Origin of the sequence: Yersinia sp. KBS0713 (assembly GCF_005937895.2) — a bacterium.
GTDB classification, from domain to species: domain Bacteria; phylum Pseudomonadota; class Gammaproteobacteria; order Enterobacterales; family Enterobacteriaceae; genus Yersinia; species Yersinia bercovieri.
The window spans coordinates 2,528,067-2,542,880 of record NZ_CP042173.1 but is presented as its reverse complement, the minus strand read 5'-3'; the positions used below and the strand labels follow the sequence as shown (position 1 = coordinate 2,542,880).

Below are 14,814 nucleotides of genomic sequence, written 5' to 3'. Positions count from 1 at the left end.
GGCAAGTAGGGCGGGCGAAATAGCCTGGTGTCGTATTTCACCTGCCCCTTTATTGTTGCTGCTGCAGATTAGCCTAGGGTAACGGATTAATATGGATCTTGGGCTTCACGCAGACGTTCCTGCTCTTCGGCGATAACCGCGTTAATCTCCTCAAGTACCCCCTCAACATCTGCCGCTTCTGTACTCTCAGCAAACTCACCGGTCAGTTGGGTCTCAGGATGCAACTTGCCATCTTCATAGAGCGCCCACATCTCTTTGGCATATTTACGGCCAAGTAGCTCAGGCGCGTATTGACCGTAATAATGGGTCATGTTCGCAACATCACGTTGTAGCATGGCTTTAGCGTGGTTGTTGGCTGCGGCATTGACCGCTTGTGGCAAATCGATAATGACCGGCCCATCTTTGTCGATTAAGACATTAAACTCTGATAGGTCACCATGGACCAAACCGGCACAAAGCATTCGCACCACATATTGGATCATCACCCCATGGTCAATCAGGGCTTGCTCTTTGCTAAAGGGGACGTCGCTGAGGCGCGGGGCCGCAAGGCCGTCGGCATCGGTGACTAACTCCATCAGCAAAACACCATCAAGACATGCATAGGGTTGTGGCACGCGAACACCAGCGTTAGCGAGCAGATACAGTGCATCAACCTCGGCGGTTTGCCAGGTCTCTTCCTGCTGCTTACGACCAAATTTAGATCCCTTGGCCATGGCGCGGGCGTCACGGCTATTGCGAACCTTGCGCCCCTCCTGATATTGAACCGCCTGTTTGAAACTACGGTTCTCAGCTTCTTTGTAAACTTTAGCGCAGCGGATATCCTGCCCACAACGGACAACATAGACATCAGCTTCTTTGCCACTTTTCAAACGACGGATGACTTCGTCAACCAAGCCGTCATCAACCAGCGGTTGGATTCGTTTTGGAATTTTCATGGCGTCCTTGTACCCTATTTAAGCCCGCGATGGAATGGCTTTGGCTGAATTTTCCTCCAGTTTATCATTCACGCCCATCTGCGGGTGGGTTTTTACACTGCATCAAGCTGCACTGAACTGGGCATTATGCAATTTGGCATAGGCCCCTTGACGGGCGAGCAGCTCGTGATGACCCCCTTGCTCAACAATCCCTTCTTTATCGACCACAATGATGCGGTCGGCATTTTGAATGGTGGCTAAGCGGTGAGCAATCACCAACGTGGTTCGGCCCTGAGAGAGTTCAGTGAGCGCGAGCTGGATAGCTTGTTCTGTGGCGGTATCTAGCGCCGATGTTGCCTCATCCAAAATCAAAATCGGTGGGTTTTTCAGGAAGATGCGCGCAATAGATAGGCGCTGCTTCTGACCACCAGATAATTTCACACCACGCTCACCAACAACGGTATCGAGGCCATCAGGCAGGCTTTCAATCAACTCATCGAGTCGAGCTTGCTGTGCGGCAGCCATGATTTCGTCGTCACTGGCCTCCAGCTTGCCATAGGCAATATTCTCACGAATAGAGCCGCCGAATAAGAAAACATCCTGCTGCACAATACCAATATTATTACGCAGTGACTGCTGGGTCATATCACGAATATTGATACCGTCGATAGTGATTGTACCACCATCGAGTTCGTAGAAGCGGGGCAGTAAGGAGCATAATGTGGTCTTACCGGCCCCAGATGGCCCGACGAATGCCACGGTTTCCCCCGCGCGGATTTGCAGATTCAAATGGGTGAAAATTTTATTCTGCGGTGAATAACCAAAACTGACATTCTGGTAACAAATATCGCCACGCAGCTGGCCTACCGGACGCGCATTGGGTTGATCGACAATATCGGGCAGTGTATCAATCAGTTGAGTGAATCGTTTGAATCCAGCGATACCTTTAGGATAGCTCTCCAGCACTGAGGTTATTTTCGCCACCGGGCGGAAAAAGACTTCAACTAGCAACAGAAAACCGACAAATCCGCCGTAACTTAACTGGTCATGAACCACGTACCAAGTGCCCGCTACCATCACAATCAACTGCACCAAACGGGTACTTAGATAGCTCATGGTCATGCTAGTGGTCATAATGCGGTAAGCCCGCAACTTAGTGATGCGGTAGTTTTCGTTATCTTTGGCGAACAATTTCTTTTCGTGGGATTCGTTGGCAAAGGCTTTCACCACGCGAATACCACCGATGCTCTCTTCAATCCGGGCATTAAAATTGCCCACCTGGCCAAATAACTTGCGCCAAGTCTCGGTCATTTGTGAGCCGTAGCGACTGACCAGATAGGTCATAAACGGCACGATAATGATAGTGAGCATGGCGAGTGGCAGATGAACGGATGCCATTAGGATAAATGCACCAATAAAGGTCATGACGGCAATAAAAAGATCTTCTGGGCCGTGATGGGCAATTTCCCCAACCTCTTCAAGGTCTTTTGTGACATGGGTAATGATATGCCCGGTCTTCACATTGTCGTAATAGCTAAAAGAGAGTTTTTGCAGATGGCTGAATGCCTGACGGCGCATATCTGTTTCGATGCCGACCCCGAGTGCATGGCCCCAGTAGTTAACGATCGCCATTAGCGCGGTATTTAGCAGATAAATCATTAACAGGCCCGCTGCTGCCCAGACAATTAACACCCAATCCTGATTTGGCAGCAACTTATCGATAAACAATTTTACCGCCATCGGGAAGCTCAGCTCCAGCAGCCCGGCAAGAATGGCACAGCCGAAATCCAGATAGAAAAGCCCTTTATATGGGGTGTAATAAGAGAAGAAACGGCGGAACATTGAGACATCCTTACAATTACAGAGGGGTATTGGTACAAATATAAAAAACAGTGCCAGCATTATAAATGCAAATGGTTATTAATAGCATTTATTTTTGTCAATTATTCGCCAATAATAAAACTCTTATCTGCGAAAATAGGCTAGAAAAAAGATAAAATTGAACCATGTTAGTGTGATCATAGCGAGGAGTAGTGATAATGAAGTTGACGATGACGGATACCCCAACGACTGAAGATGTTGCAGAAATTATGGCGGGATTGAGAACCTTTAATCGTGATTTTGTTGGCGACAAGAGCCGCAAACCATTAGCTGTTTTTATCACCGGTGAGCAGGGGGAGAAGTTAGGGGGGATTACTGGTTATACATTAGGTAATTACCTGAGTATTGAATTACTGTGGGTGTCAGAGACATTACGCCATACCGGTGCTGGCAGTAAATTAATGCGGAGCGTAGAACAGGAGGCGCTACAGCGGGGATGTAAATTCGCCCAAGTCGATACATTCAGTTTTCAAGCACGGCCTTTTTATGAAAAGCATGGCTATCAATTGAAAATGGCACTAGAAAATGTCGTAGATGAGTATCATCGCTATTATTTGATTAAAAATCTGATTGGCTAGAGTGCCCTGCAAATAGGGTTAAATAGGTAGCGTATTATGATGCCAAAATGGCTATCTAATAGGCTACCGCTCAACTGAATTCAACCCCAATCAATGCACGATATCCTCAGAGTGACGGCTAGGTGCATTATTTTCTCTTGTTATACTCAAACTATCAATATTCAACTTTTAACGGAAGTTCACATTTTTACTAAGAGCATCTATAGGACTTAATCTCGTATTAGGTTAACCTATTTTATATTAAATTAGCTATTGTTAATGGGAATGAAAATGGCGGCCTCATCAAATAAAAAATTGTCACTATGGTCATTAACCTCACTTGTTGTTGGTTCAATGATTGGTGCCGGTATTTTCTCTTTACCTGCCACATTTGGCCGCGCCACGGGGGGCTTCGGCGCTATCATCGCCTGGATAATTGCAGGGGGTGGTATGCTGACACTGGCTTTTGTTTTTCAAACTTTAGCCCAGCGTAAACCGGATTTAGATTCCGGCGTTTATATTTATGCCAAGACAGGATTCGGTGATTATGCTGGTTTTGCTTCAGCTATCGGTTTCTGGTCTGGGGCGTGTATTGGCAGCGTCTCCTATTTTGTTTTGATCAAATCGACATTGGGCGCCTTTTTCCCGCTATTTGGCGATGGCAATACCCTGTCCGCCGTGTTAATTGCCTCATTAATTTTATGGAGTTTCCATTTTATGGTGTTGCGTGGCATCAAAGAAGCTGCCGCGATTAATACCATTGCCACTTTCGCCAAGGTTATTCCGATATTTATTTTTGTCATCGTGCTGGCATTTGCATTTCATACTGATACCTTCGCATTAAACTTCTGGGGAACTCAACCTCTGGGGGCCATTGGTGATCTCAGCCATCTTGATGATTATGGTTATACGGGACATGCTGCATTAGAAATAGGTGCTGGTTCTGAGTCTCTCTTTTCGCAAGTTCGTAGCACCATGCTAGTCACGGTATTTGTTTTTGTTGGCATCGAAGGGGCGAGTGTATATTCCCGCTATGCCAAAGAGAGAAAACATGTTGGTATTGCGACGGTGTTAGGGTTTATTGGCGTGCTATGCCTGCTGGTTTTAGTCACTATGCTCTCCTATGGTGTGTTGCTGCGCCCAGACCTCGCGGCTTTACGTCAACCTTCAATGGCTGGTGTGTTAGAGCATATTGTCGGTCGCTGGGGGGCCATATTTATCAGTATTGGACTCATTATTTCGGTGATGGGTGCCTATCTCTCTTGGACGCTTTTGGCGGCGGAAGCACTCTATTCGGCCGCTAAAAGTAATATCATACCTCGGGTATTTACGACTGAAAATAAGCGAGGTGTGCCCTCTGCTGCGGTTTGGATGTCGAATATTTTTATCCAATTATTCTTAATTGTTACGCTTTTTACTGAGTATGCATTCCAGCTCGCACTGGAGTTAACCAGTTCGTTGGTTTTGATCCCTTATCTGCTGGTTGCCGCCTATGGATTGAAATTAGCCTGGACGCGAGAAACCTACCCGACAGGTTCAGTTGATCAGCGGAAAGATTTTATTTTTGCATTGATTGCCACACTGTATGCCATATTGATGGTCTATGCTGGTGGTTTGAAATATATCTTATTGTCAGCGGTGATATACGGCCCCGGTACCGTGTTGTTTATTATCGCCAAACGTGAGCAGAATAAGCCAATATTTACCCCTATCGAGAAATGCCTTTTTGCCGTAGCCATTTTCGCTGCCGCTGTGGCGCTATATAGCCTGGCAACCGGAATAATTTCGGTGTGATCGGATGGTTAATGTCGATCTAAAAAGAGGGGTGATACATAATCAATTTTAATGTGTCAGGAGGATGCCCCTAACTTTACAATGGATGGGCTTGATCTATAAGTCAGACTACGACAGGATCGCGTTGGAGTGGCCTGCTATTAAGTTGGTTTTGGCGCGGTATTTAATAAAATGCAGCACAATAAAAAGTGCAAAATTTTAATGCACGGTCATGACAGGTGCGTATTCACCAGCAGGCATCAATTTGAAAAAACAACAAAATGTCACCAAAAATGGCGATTACCTGGCAGGGATTGGCGATGCGCAATTTGCGCTCGTGGTTTTACTAACAACATCATGTTTGCTGATTGCAATAACGTTGATTGTGATCCTATGGTTAATCTGACTTGCCATAGAAATTAGGGAGAATGTATGGATAAGGGCCTGTTTGATGACAATAAAGTCATTGCACTGATTGGTTTGCTGTTGGCCGCGTTGATTGTGGTTAGCACCATGTTTGTTATGACCTATATGGCTGATCGCCAGCGTAACGAAGCACAACCCATTGATGTGCAGAATTGCTACAAAAAGAGTTGATATTCGCCGAATAACGATGGGATAACTTCAGGCAAATAGCGGGGCCTTTGGCCGACTATGCCAGTTTCTGGTGAATGGCATGCAAGGGCAGTGCGATATTAAGATCAATATCCGTATTTTGCCTAAAATCATAGGGCGTTATGCCGTAACGTTTTCTGAACATATAAGTAAAGTGTGACTGAGAACCAAAGCCAAAGTCCAAAGCAATGTCAAAAATGGTGCTATCACTGCTTCTTAGTTGATAAACCGCACCTGCTAAGCGCCTCTCCCTAATGTACTTACCTAATGATATTCCGGTCACTTCTTTAAATATTTTCTGCATATGCCAAAGTGAGTAGCCTGAGTATACGGCTAACTCTTCGAGGTAGATAACTCGCCCTAGATGGGTTTCGACCCATTTACTGAGGGCGCAGACTAACGCGAGATGATTTTCTTGTGACATTATTTAGTCTGTTTTTTCAGGTTAGGAGTAGTGCAGTATACACAAGTTGAATCGAACAACACAAAACACCAAATTAGCCGCTACGACACGAGATGGGACATAAAGAGTTTTCAGGGAGTATTTGCAAAAGAGTTTTCTGGTGCCATAGTAAAAGGGTAGTGTCATCTGGAAGGGGTGTATCCCGAGGGTAGAAGGTTGAGTTTGGAAAAATAGAAATTAAAAATGATGAGGTGATCGCATGTTGATAACAGTGATTATGACTCTGATAGCGGTTGTTGGTGTAACCGTTTTTCTAAAGATGCCAGTGATGGTCCTGCATAAAGGTAAAGGCGCAGGAGGTGATGAACTGTGAGATTAGGAATATTGTGAACGGTATAGATGCAATGATTTATCCCTAGAACCAGGTAACTGATGATAATCGTACCTGGTTTTTTTATATCCAACTCTTTGCAGCATGATGATAAGTCGTATTCCGACAACCTATTTTGTACATAATATAATCAATCCGCCAACTTATTTAGCGCCCAATACCATTAATCTCCGTTGATTAATGAGCCAGCGATAATTTTGATCAGTTGATCGTCAGGTGGTGATATGACACGAGAGGATAAAGAAATATTCTCGGCAGCATGATATTCTTACACGATATTACTGTGAAGGAATTACTGATGTCTGACATGTTCACTAATGACCAAGAACTGGTCTCTGATCTGGTTGCTTGCCAACTGGTGATTAAGCAACTTCTTGATGTAATTGATATTATCGCACCAACTGAGGTGCGGGATAAAATGTCACAGCAGCTGAAATCTATTGATTTCTCAACCCATCCAGCAGGTGCTGATCCGGTGACTAAACGTGCAGTTGAGAAAGCAATTGCATTGATTGATATGAAATTTACACAAAAATAGTTGATTAGCTATTTATGCTGAGTGATTTATCCGCATATAGCATGCAAATCAACGCTGCGGCGGGTATTTCCACCAGTAATGGGTAAAATAGTCCGCGGGTTAATAGCAAACCCGCAGATTGATTATTCAAATATGTTGTTACCTATTTTTTTCACTAATGGGCAGTTACTGACACCAATGAGGCCATTTTCGCCGTTTATAAATTGAGCGGTGACGATATTTCTGGCTGTTAGGTACTTACACTGTAAACCCAGGCCTGCCGCGTTCTTCTCACTACCGATAAGGACACCATAACCTGAAAAGAGTAGGCCAAGATATATGATTGCTGCTACCAAAAACAGTCTGAATAAGCTCATGTAGTCACTCCATGTAATTAGTTTTACTTATTATGTTGTGCATATATTTAATATTTTAGCTTATAATAGTGTGTTAATTAATAGTAAAAATCCTAAATTATATTGATTTATAAGACGAAACAGTAAAAACTCTAGTTAAAGTAGTGTCATAGGGCGATAGTGACATTAGTAATTACATATTGGCTATAAATGGTTGATGTTCGATCCAGTATAATTTAAAAAAACAGTGAAGAAGGTGCCTGATTTGAACATAAAAAAACTTGTCGCAACGGTAGGGATCATTGCCGTTTGTTGCTTGTTTTATCTATTAGCCCTTGATAGCTATTGCGATCAAGGGGGAACTTTCGCAACGGGTATTTGTACTATTACTTCGATTATTCCATGGTAAGTGCTGCTGGCTACTCTTGTTATAGTTTCAGTACGTAACTATTTTTAACTGTTACCACTATTAACAGTTAATCGCCCTCTAGATTCACCTTTGTTGTGGGCAGAGTGATAAGATACTCTCTTCGTCACGCATGTAATAGGGGAGTCAATGTTAGAGACCAATATGGGCGGGCTAGGTGTCGTCCCAATCGCACTGTCACTGTTTACTGTCATTTTTTTCTTGATAGTTTGGTTCTTTTTGAGCCGTGCCAGTGTGCGAGCCAATGAACAAATTCATCTGCTGCAAGAGATGGTCGAACAGCAGAAACAGCAAACAGAGTTGCTTAAAGCATTATTAGTCAACGCCACTGGCAGCAGTGATGAGCAAAATGACAGTGATATAGTTTCTCCTCTCGATTTTAAAGGCTTTATTCCTGAGCGCTAAACTCATTTAGACTCTGGCGCTGCCGCAAGGACGTGTCAGAGTGATATTCAATCCAGTAGGCACTTGCCTATATTGAGTCAAGAGACCTCGCACTTTTCTTCCTCCTGCAGATTTTAACGTCCTCTTTATCAAGCCGAAATAAACCGTGTTGACTGTCATAAATTTGTCTTATTTTCGCCGTAATGTAGCCAGAACTTTTTAAGATAACGGTGATTCGGATGATTAAATGGTATGAAGAGAGTGACAGTGAAGTAAACAGAAGCATTGCGTTGCTTACCGGTGAAGAACCAGATAAGTGGTATCCCTACGGTGGTATTAAAGGTAAGGATTACTGCAAAAACCCAATTGATGCATGGCCTATCATCTATGCCAATAAAATTGGCCTCTACTCGCCAGAAATTGATGATAATAATCAGTGGAATGCCCGAATCACTAACCCACGGGGCGAGTGGCAAGCTTATAGCCAAAGCCCATTGCGGGCGGCAATGATCTGCTATTTGTTGAGTCAGGAAGCTTAATTAACGATGCCACTTCGTACCCATATCGATAATTTTCAGCAAGAGTGAATACCCCTCGCGCATTAAGTGGCGGGAATAACAAACGGTAAGAAGTTCTTTAACGACTTTCGTGGAGCTGATGATGAAACGTATTATTAAAGGGGATTCAAATTTATCACATCTGGTTATTGCTCATGCGGCAATTGACCACCATCAAAAATCTTACGGCGAGCGGCGTCAGGGCTGGCCTTCAACTTATCTTATCCGCTATAAGAATAATCGCGTTGCGGTTGAAGTGGTCACCCGACGTCAGTCATATGTGGCCACATTGATGATTGGTGCCCGCAATCTGAGTAAGTTATGTGGCATGTCCGCAGTATAGCCCTGAATGAGAGTCAAACTCTCGACGGCTAGCATCAACAGGGGTTTATATAACGTAAACTGATTGGTGCCTCTCCTATCGTTCACTAACCACCTTTATCCTTGATGCAATCAGTTTTAAGTGTTAAAAAACCGCCGCAGATTCATTTATCAGGCACTGTTTACCACGCTAGTGGGGGATAGGTGCGGCAGAGGACAGGATGGAACAGCAGTTGCAGGATTCAACACTAAAACGCGGTTTAAAAAATCGCCATATTCAACTGATTGCGCTGGGTGGCGCAATTGGTACTGGGCTGTTTCTGGGGATCGCTCAGACCATTAAGATGGCCGGCCCCTCGGTGATATTGGGCTATGCCATCGGCGGCTTTATTGCATTTCTTATTATGCGTCAACTGGGCGAGATGGTGGTTGAGGAGCCGGTTGCCGGCTCATTTAGTCACTTTGCTTATAAATATTGGGGCGATTTCGCTGGGTTCTTATCTGGCTGGAACTACTGGGCGATGTTTATTCTCGTCGGTATGGCGGAGTTGACTGCGGTAGGTATCTATATTCAATATTGGTGGCCGGAAATTCCAACATGGGTTTCTGCGGCAATATTCTTTGTCCTGATAAATGCTATCAATTTAGTGAATGTCCGGCTGTATGGTGAAACGGAATTCTGGTTCGCTATCATCAAAGTTGTCGCCATTATCGGTATGATAGTGTTCGGGGCCTATCTTCTGGCCTCTGGAACCGGTGGCCCGGACGCCTCCGTTACTAACCTCTGGGCGCAGGGCGGTTTTATGCCCCACGGTATTAGCGGTTTGGTGATGGCGATGGCGGTGATTATGTTCTCTTTCGGTGGCTTGGAGATGGTGGGCATCACTGCTGCAGAAGCGGAAGATCCACACCACAGCATCCCTAAAGCGACCAATCAAGTGGTCTATCGTATCCTTATTTTTTATATCGGTTCATTAGCGGTTCTGCTCTCCCTTTACCCATGGGGTAAGGTTGTTGAGGGGGGGAGTCCTTTTGTGATGATTTTCCATGCGCTGGATAGCCAACTGGTGGCGACTATCCTGAATGTGGTGGTCTTGACCGCGGCATTATCAGTCTACAACAGCGGTGTGTATTGCAATAGCCGAATGCTGTTTGGTCTGGCCTCACAGGGAAATGCACCTAAGTTATTGACCAAAGTTAATCGGCGTGGGGTGCCTATCTTGTCTATCGCGCTCTCGGCGCTGGCGACCTCTGCGGGCGTGGTGATCAACTATGTGATGCCTGGTAAAGCCTTTGAGCTGCTTATGGCGCTGGTGGTCTCAACACTGGTGATTAACTGGGTGATGATTTGCCTGGCTCACTTAAAGTTTCGTGCCGCTAAAGTGCAGGAGGACACGGAACCACGCTTTAAGGCGCTATGGTATCCTTACGGTAATTACCTCTGTCTGCTGTTCTTGTCGCTGATTCTGGTCATCATGTACCTCACTGATGGCATTCAGATTTCAGTCTTGATGATGCCGGTGTGGATCGCGCTATTGTGGTGTGGTTTCATGCTGACACGGCGTAAACATAAGCGCTGTCAGATAAAAACTGATGATTCAAACATCGCCTGATGGGACTACGGCGCAGTTAAAATAGCCGGGCAATAAGTGATAGTGAAAGCCCGGCTATTTCGCTCGACAACTGATTCGCAGTGTTTAGATTATCAGCACTCAATTAAGCCAATTATCTGTTATGTGGCGAGCTTTAATACGCATTGTGGTTGCCCCTTTCTGGTGCGCTTAAGGTTAATTGAGATTAATTCTTAATTGCAGTAAATAACCACTTTTATTCATGGCTTAATTGATTAAATAATGTATCTAATTAGAATTGCCAGCGCATCCAGGTAAACAACACATTTCCATTATTATAAGTGCCGGGGATATAGGTGGTTTGTAGCGAAAACTTATTATATTCAATAGAAAGAAGTGGCAAGGGTAATGGTATAGGAATGTAAAGATATTCATGACGTGCGGTAATACTGGCAGTAAAGCCCGCTCCGAAACGCCAGCCACTCATCTCCCCAGGGATCCACATTTTTTGATAGCCATAACCTATTATGGGTTCAACTTCATTATGCGAATCCATAAACACCATGGCATACACCGAGTGCCAGTTGTTATCTTCATCATAGCGATATTTACCATAGCCGATACCCCATGGACGCTCATTGTATGATGCTATCTTGTCAGCATCGTAAGTCCTGCGGTTATGCCACGTATTGAGTGGGATATAGAGCTCTTGCTCAGGAGAGTCCCAGGCGAGTGTGATGTTGTTTATCAGGCGCTGCCACAGGTTGCTGTTGTTCGCCTGTGGTTTAAGCTGCTGATCTATCGATGTCTGAGCCGGAGGATTGATATCCCCCGCCAGCGCAATTGAAACTTGGCCCCACCACAAACTACTCAGAAAGCAGCTGCTGATAATATACGTGTAATTCATAATTTAGATCTCTGATGCTGATAAGGCGAAATAAGACATCAATGCATCAGATAATCTATATGCCTATCAAAAGTAATGATGACTTATAAGTTGGTTTTAATTAAACAGAGGTTATAGCCCCAAACTTAAATGGTTCTATAACGAAAAGATGAAATACAATCTTAGCTTATGCGCTAGAGTAATTGCGTTTTAATTTAGAGGCATCAAGAAATATCTTAAATTATTGTTTCCAGCACAAATTGCCAGCAGAAGCTATCAAAATTCGTCAGATTAAGTTGACTAAAGTAGCGTGTTTTTTTATATATTTATACAGCTAATATAAAGTGGGTGCGCACCTTTCTGGTGCGTTCCGGTTCATCATTAATGAATAACTGCACTCTGATGACTCAATAAGAAAAACTTTGAGTCATTAAGTTATTCTCATTGTTGGTTATATTTTTACCTCTATTTGCCTATGGCAGGCTCTATTTTTTTCAGTTTGTGATAGTTGCCGCACAACCTTTTATGTCATGTCGAGAAATAAGATAGTTAGCTCTTCATGCGGGAGGCAGGGTCGATGATATAACCTGAGGTTAAGTAAGGGGTTAGTTATGTCGTATGAGGTGGGAATGGTCGTGAGCAGGGGAGAGCCAGTGGCTAGAGCAAAGAGTTCATATATTCAATTATTATATATTTAATGCTAATAAATTTTATACCAACACACTTTTGGTCATTTGCATAACATGGCAAATCATGAGGCATCTAGGTAAGCAATATTATAAAAATTGTTAGCTTAAATGTTAAAAACCAGCAAGAGAGCGGGATAAGACAGTATAAAAAAATAGAGCAGAAAATACGATGACCTTCAACAAAATTTAGCATATTTAAGCACTCTTTCTGAACAACAGATTCAAATATGTGCGACAGGTTCACCCTTGATTAAAAATGGCTTGCCATCGAATACAGAGTATGTGATAACGCATATGGGTAAAACGAGGTACAGTTCTGTATATGTGTGGCATTTTCAGTAAAGAAGTTCTGAGTAAAGACGTTAGCGTTGAATACCGCTTCTCTGCCGATCCTTATCTTAGTGCCTCAAGCAGTAACGACTCTAGTTTGTCTATGTAAACGCCTACGGGCGAGTTAAACAATCCAAAGGAAATACTCAAGATGGCAAAGATCAAAGGTCAAGTTAAGTGGTTCAACGAGTCTAAAGGTTTCGGTTTCATCACTCCAGCTGACGGCAGCAAAGATGTGTTCGTACACTTCTCTGCAATCCAGGGTAATGGCTTCAAAACCCTGGCTGAAGGCCAGAACGTAGAGTTCGAAATCCAAGACGGTCAGAAAGGTCCGTCTGCAGTAAACGTTACTGCAATCTAATCAGCTCTTTTGCTGTTAAAAACCCGCCTTTGTGCGGGTTTTTTCGTGTGTGCCGGGCATGCTCAGCAGCTCGGGGGTGAAAGTCCCCTGTCCAGCCTGATGGTGGCGAAGGACTAGTGAAGCGCAAGGGCGTCGTCGTGAGGCGGGGTCTGAAGGAAGCGTGGAGCAAAACCATGACCTGACGGACAGAAACCCGATATAAGGCCTACCCGACTGGCGGAGCAAGCATGTGATTGCGAAGGCCATAACCATCAAGAGCCGGGGTGGTAGATTGGGCAGGTGTGTGGTGAAAGCGGCTGAGCTTACCCCGGGAGGCCTGTCCGGCGTTCTGTATTCAGAACTGAGTGCATCGTAAGGTGCGCTGACCGGTGGACAGGAGTCAGCAGAGGGCATAGTAGGACGTGACGTCTGAAGGCCCGAACGGTAATGAGTGACGAGTATCAGCGGAGGTTCTGAACGGTCATGCAGCAGAAAACGCATCGCGGCCCTGAAGCCCGAAGAAGGGGTGAAGCCCCGGACGCCGGTTCCCGGGGGGCTGAAACCGGGCAGGCACCGACGACCAGAGAAAGTCCGTCGTCAACAGCGTGGCTGATGGAAGCCATCTGTGAACCCGTCAATCTCAGGCAAGCCCTGAAAAGAGTGAAGGCCAATAAAGGTGCGGCGGGAGCCGACGGCATGAGCGTAAGCGAACTGCCGGAGTACCTGAAACACCACTGGCCCGAACTGAAAGCGCAACTGCTGTCCGGCAGCTATCGCCCATCCCCTGTAAGAAGAGTGACCATCCCGAAACCCTGCGGCGGCGAACGTCTGCTGGGTATCCCGACGGTGGTGGATCGTTTTATCCAGCAGGCGATGATGCAGGTGTTGCAGATGCAGTGGGATGCGTCGTTCAGCGACAGCAGCTACGGGTTCCGCCCCGGGCGCTCTGCCCATCAGGCTGTGAAACAGGCTCATGAATATATTGGGTCCGGGTATCACTGGGTGGTCGATCTCGATCTGGAGAAGTTCTTCGACCGGGTGAACCACGATGTACTGATGAGCCGGATAGCGAAACGGGTGTCGGATAAACGGGTGCTGTCACTTATCCGCAGGTTCCTGAATGCAGGCGTGATGGAAGCCGGTCTGGTAAGGCCGGTGACAGAAGGGACGCCGCAGGGCGGCCCGCTGTCGCCGTTGTTATCGAATCTGCTGCTGGATGACTTCGATAAGGAACTGGAGAAACGCGGCCTGAAGTTCGCCCGTTATGCAGACGACTGTAATGTGTATGTGAAAAGCGAACGTGCAGGCAATCGTGTGATGGCGGGGCTGACGCACTGGCTGAGCCGTAAACTGAAGCTGAAGGTGAATGCGAAAAAGAGCGCAGTGGCGCATCCGGAGTCGCGTAAGTTCCTGGGTTACAGCTTCATAAGGGGCAGGAAAGTGTGGTGCGTGGTGTCGCCGGGATCGGTGAAGCGGTTCAAAACGCGGATAAGGGAACTGACGGGACGTAACACGGGCAGAAGCCTGGAGCAGCTAATCGAGCCGTTAAAGCGATATATGACGGGCTGGAAAAGCTACTACAGGCTGAACGAGTGGCCATCGCTGATAAGAGAGCTGAACGGGTGGATAAGGCGCAGGCTGCGGAGTGTCCTCTGGAAACAGTGGAAAACGGGCGGCAAGCGTTATAAAGAGCTGCACAATCGCGGGGTTAGCAAAGACCTCTCGGCGCAGACGGTGGGAAGTTGCCATAAACAGTGGCGGGTGAGCTGTAGCCCGGCGCTGAACATAGCACTTCCCAATAACCTGTTCGTCAGACTGGGCCTGCCAGAGTTATAGGAAGGCGACGATCAACATAACCGAACCGCCGTATACGGACCCGTATGTACGGTGGTGTGGGAGGAG

17 protein-coding genes are annotated in these 14,814 nt (G+C 45.7%); 12 read left to right on the top strand and 5 right to left on the bottom strand.

The genetic code is table 11. The features are described from left to right. Positions 1 to 86: 86 nt before the first annotated feature. On the bottom strand, positions 87 to 935 hold the full coding sequence (locus FFE93_RS12035) for a PA4780 family RIO1-like protein kinase (protein WP_005278564.1): 849 nt from the start codon (positions 933 to 935) through the stop codon (positions 87 to 89). A gap of 102 nt (positions 936 to 1,037) precedes the next feature. Continuing rightward, positions 1,038 to 2,756 (bottom strand): ABC transporter ATP-binding protein, encoded by a 1,719-nt coding sequence (locus FFE93_RS12030; RefSeq protein ID WP_138775236.1) that lies wholly within the window; start codon positions 2,754 to 2,756, stop codon positions 1,038 to 1,040. Between the two features lie 197 nt (positions 2,757 to 2,953). Here FFE93_RS12030 and FFE93_RS12025 point away from each other — a divergent pair, with 197 nt between their 5' ends. The 3 genes from FFE93_RS12025 to FFE93_RS12015 all read left to right on the top strand — a co-directional run bounded on the left by FFE93_RS12025 (position 2,954) and on the right by FFE93_RS12015 (position 5,722). Next, positions 2,954 to 3,373: a GNAT family N-acetyltransferase gene (locus FFE93_RS12025; protein WP_005278557.1), complete on the top strand. Its 420-nt coding sequence runs from the start codon at positions 2,954 to 2,956 to the stop codon at positions 3,371 to 3,373. Between the two features lie 270 nt (positions 3,374 to 3,643). Beyond that, positions 3,644 to 5,146, top strand: coding sequence for an amino acid permease (locus FFE93_RS12020; protein WP_138775235.1), 1,503 nt, complete (start codon positions 3,644 to 3,646; stop codon positions 5,144 to 5,146). Between the two features lie 411 nt (positions 5,147 to 5,557). Beyond that, positions 5,558 to 5,722, top strand: a complete 165-nt coding sequence (locus tag FFE93_RS12015) for a hypothetical protein (RefSeq protein WP_005278549.1) — start codon at positions 5,558 to 5,560, stop codon at positions 5,720 to 5,722. 55 nt (positions 5,723 to 5,777) lie between these two features. Here the strand turns inward: FFE93_RS12015 and FFE93_RS12010 are convergent, their stop codons facing one another. Beyond that, a complete protein-coding gene (locus FFE93_RS12010; protein WP_032898754.1) occupies positions 5,778 to 6,164 on the bottom strand; it encodes a helix-turn-helix domain-containing protein in 387 nt (128 codons plus the stop codon). A gap of 668 nt (positions 6,165 to 6,832) precedes the next feature. On the opposite strand from FFE93_RS12010, the gene FFE93_RS12005 reads away from it, so the two are divergent. Next, entirely contained in the window at positions 6,833 to 7,072 is a 240-nt protein-coding gene (locus FFE93_RS12005; RefSeq protein ID WP_032898752.1) for a DUF2766 family protein, read from the top strand. A gap of 122 nt (positions 7,073 to 7,194) precedes the next feature. On the opposite strand, the gene FFE93_RS12000 is transcribed toward FFE93_RS12005, so the two are convergent. Beyond that, positions 7,195 to 7,428, bottom strand: a complete 234-nt coding sequence (locus FFE93_RS12000; protein ID WP_032898751.1) for a YobH family protein — start codon at positions 7,426 to 7,428, stop codon at positions 7,195 to 7,197. Positions 7,429 to 7,672: 244 nt separating this feature from the next. Between FFE93_RS12000 and FFE93_RS11995 the strand changes: the two genes are divergently transcribed. The 5 genes from FFE93_RS11995 to FFE93_RS11975 all read left to right on the top strand — a co-directional run bounded on the left by FFE93_RS11995 (position 7,673) and on the right by FFE93_RS11975 (position 10,709). Further along, positions 7,673 to 7,816, top strand: coding sequence for a PhoP/PhoQ regulator MgrB (locus FFE93_RS11995; protein WP_071984948.1), 144 nt, complete (start codon positions 7,673 to 7,675; stop codon positions 7,814 to 7,816). Positions 7,817 to 7,963: 147 nt separating this feature from the next. After that, positions 7,964 to 8,239 (top strand): YebO family protein, encoded by a 276-nt coding sequence (locus FFE93_RS11990; protein ID WP_005278539.1) that lies wholly within the window; start codon positions 7,964 to 7,966, stop codon positions 8,237 to 8,239. A 218-nt stretch (positions 8,240 to 8,457) separates the two neighbouring features. Next, entirely contained in the window at positions 8,458 to 8,757 is a 300-nt protein-coding gene (locus FFE93_RS11985) for a phage protein NinX family protein (RefSeq protein ID WP_005278535.1), read from the top strand. A gap of 121 nt (positions 8,758 to 8,878) precedes the next feature. Further along, the gene (locus FFE93_RS11980) at positions 8,879 to 9,118 is read left to right on the top strand and encodes a DUF4060 family protein (RefSeq protein ID WP_032898748.1); all 240 of its coding nucleotides are present in this window, start codon (positions 8,879 to 8,881) and stop codon (positions 9,116 to 9,118) included. Positions 9,119 to 9,317: 199 nt separating this feature from the next. Further along, on the top strand, positions 9,318 to 10,709 hold the full coding sequence (locus tag FFE93_RS11975; RefSeq protein WP_049603044.1) for an amino acid permease: 1,392 nt from the start codon (positions 9,318 to 9,320) through the stop codon (positions 10,707 to 10,709). 250 nt (positions 10,710 to 10,959) lie between these two features. Here the strand turns inward: FFE93_RS11975 and pagP are convergent, their stop codons facing one another. Next, positions 10,960 to 11,574, bottom strand: a complete 615-nt coding sequence (pagP, locus tag FFE93_RS11970; RefSeq protein ID WP_032898747.1) for a lipid IV(A) palmitoyltransferase PagP — start codon at positions 11,572 to 11,574, stop codon at positions 10,960 to 10,962. Between the two features lie 990 nt (positions 11,575 to 12,564). Between pagP and FFE93_RS11965 the strand changes: the two genes are divergently transcribed. From FFE93_RS11965 to ltrA, 3 genes are all read left to right on the top strand, one after another. Next, the gene (locus tag FFE93_RS11965) at positions 12,565 to 12,681 is read left to right on the top strand and encodes a DUF2627 domain-containing protein (protein ID WP_002211058.1); all 117 of its coding nucleotides are present in this window, start codon (positions 12,565 to 12,567) and stop codon (positions 12,679 to 12,681) included. 42 nt (positions 12,682 to 12,723) lie between these two features. Next, the gene (cspE, locus tag FFE93_RS11960; protein ID WP_002221949.1) at positions 12,724 to 12,933 is read left to right on the top strand and encodes a transcription antiterminator/RNA stability regulator CspE; all 210 of its coding nucleotides are present in this window, start codon (positions 12,724 to 12,726) and stop codon (positions 12,931 to 12,933) included. Between the two features lie 591 nt (positions 12,934 to 13,524). Continuing rightward, positions 13,525 to 14,748, top strand: a complete 1,224-nt coding sequence (gene ltrA, locus FFE93_RS11955) for a group II intron reverse transcriptase/maturase (protein WP_261368997.1) — start codon at positions 13,525 to 13,527, stop codon at positions 14,746 to 14,748. Positions 14,749 to 14,814 lie beyond the last annotated feature (66 nt).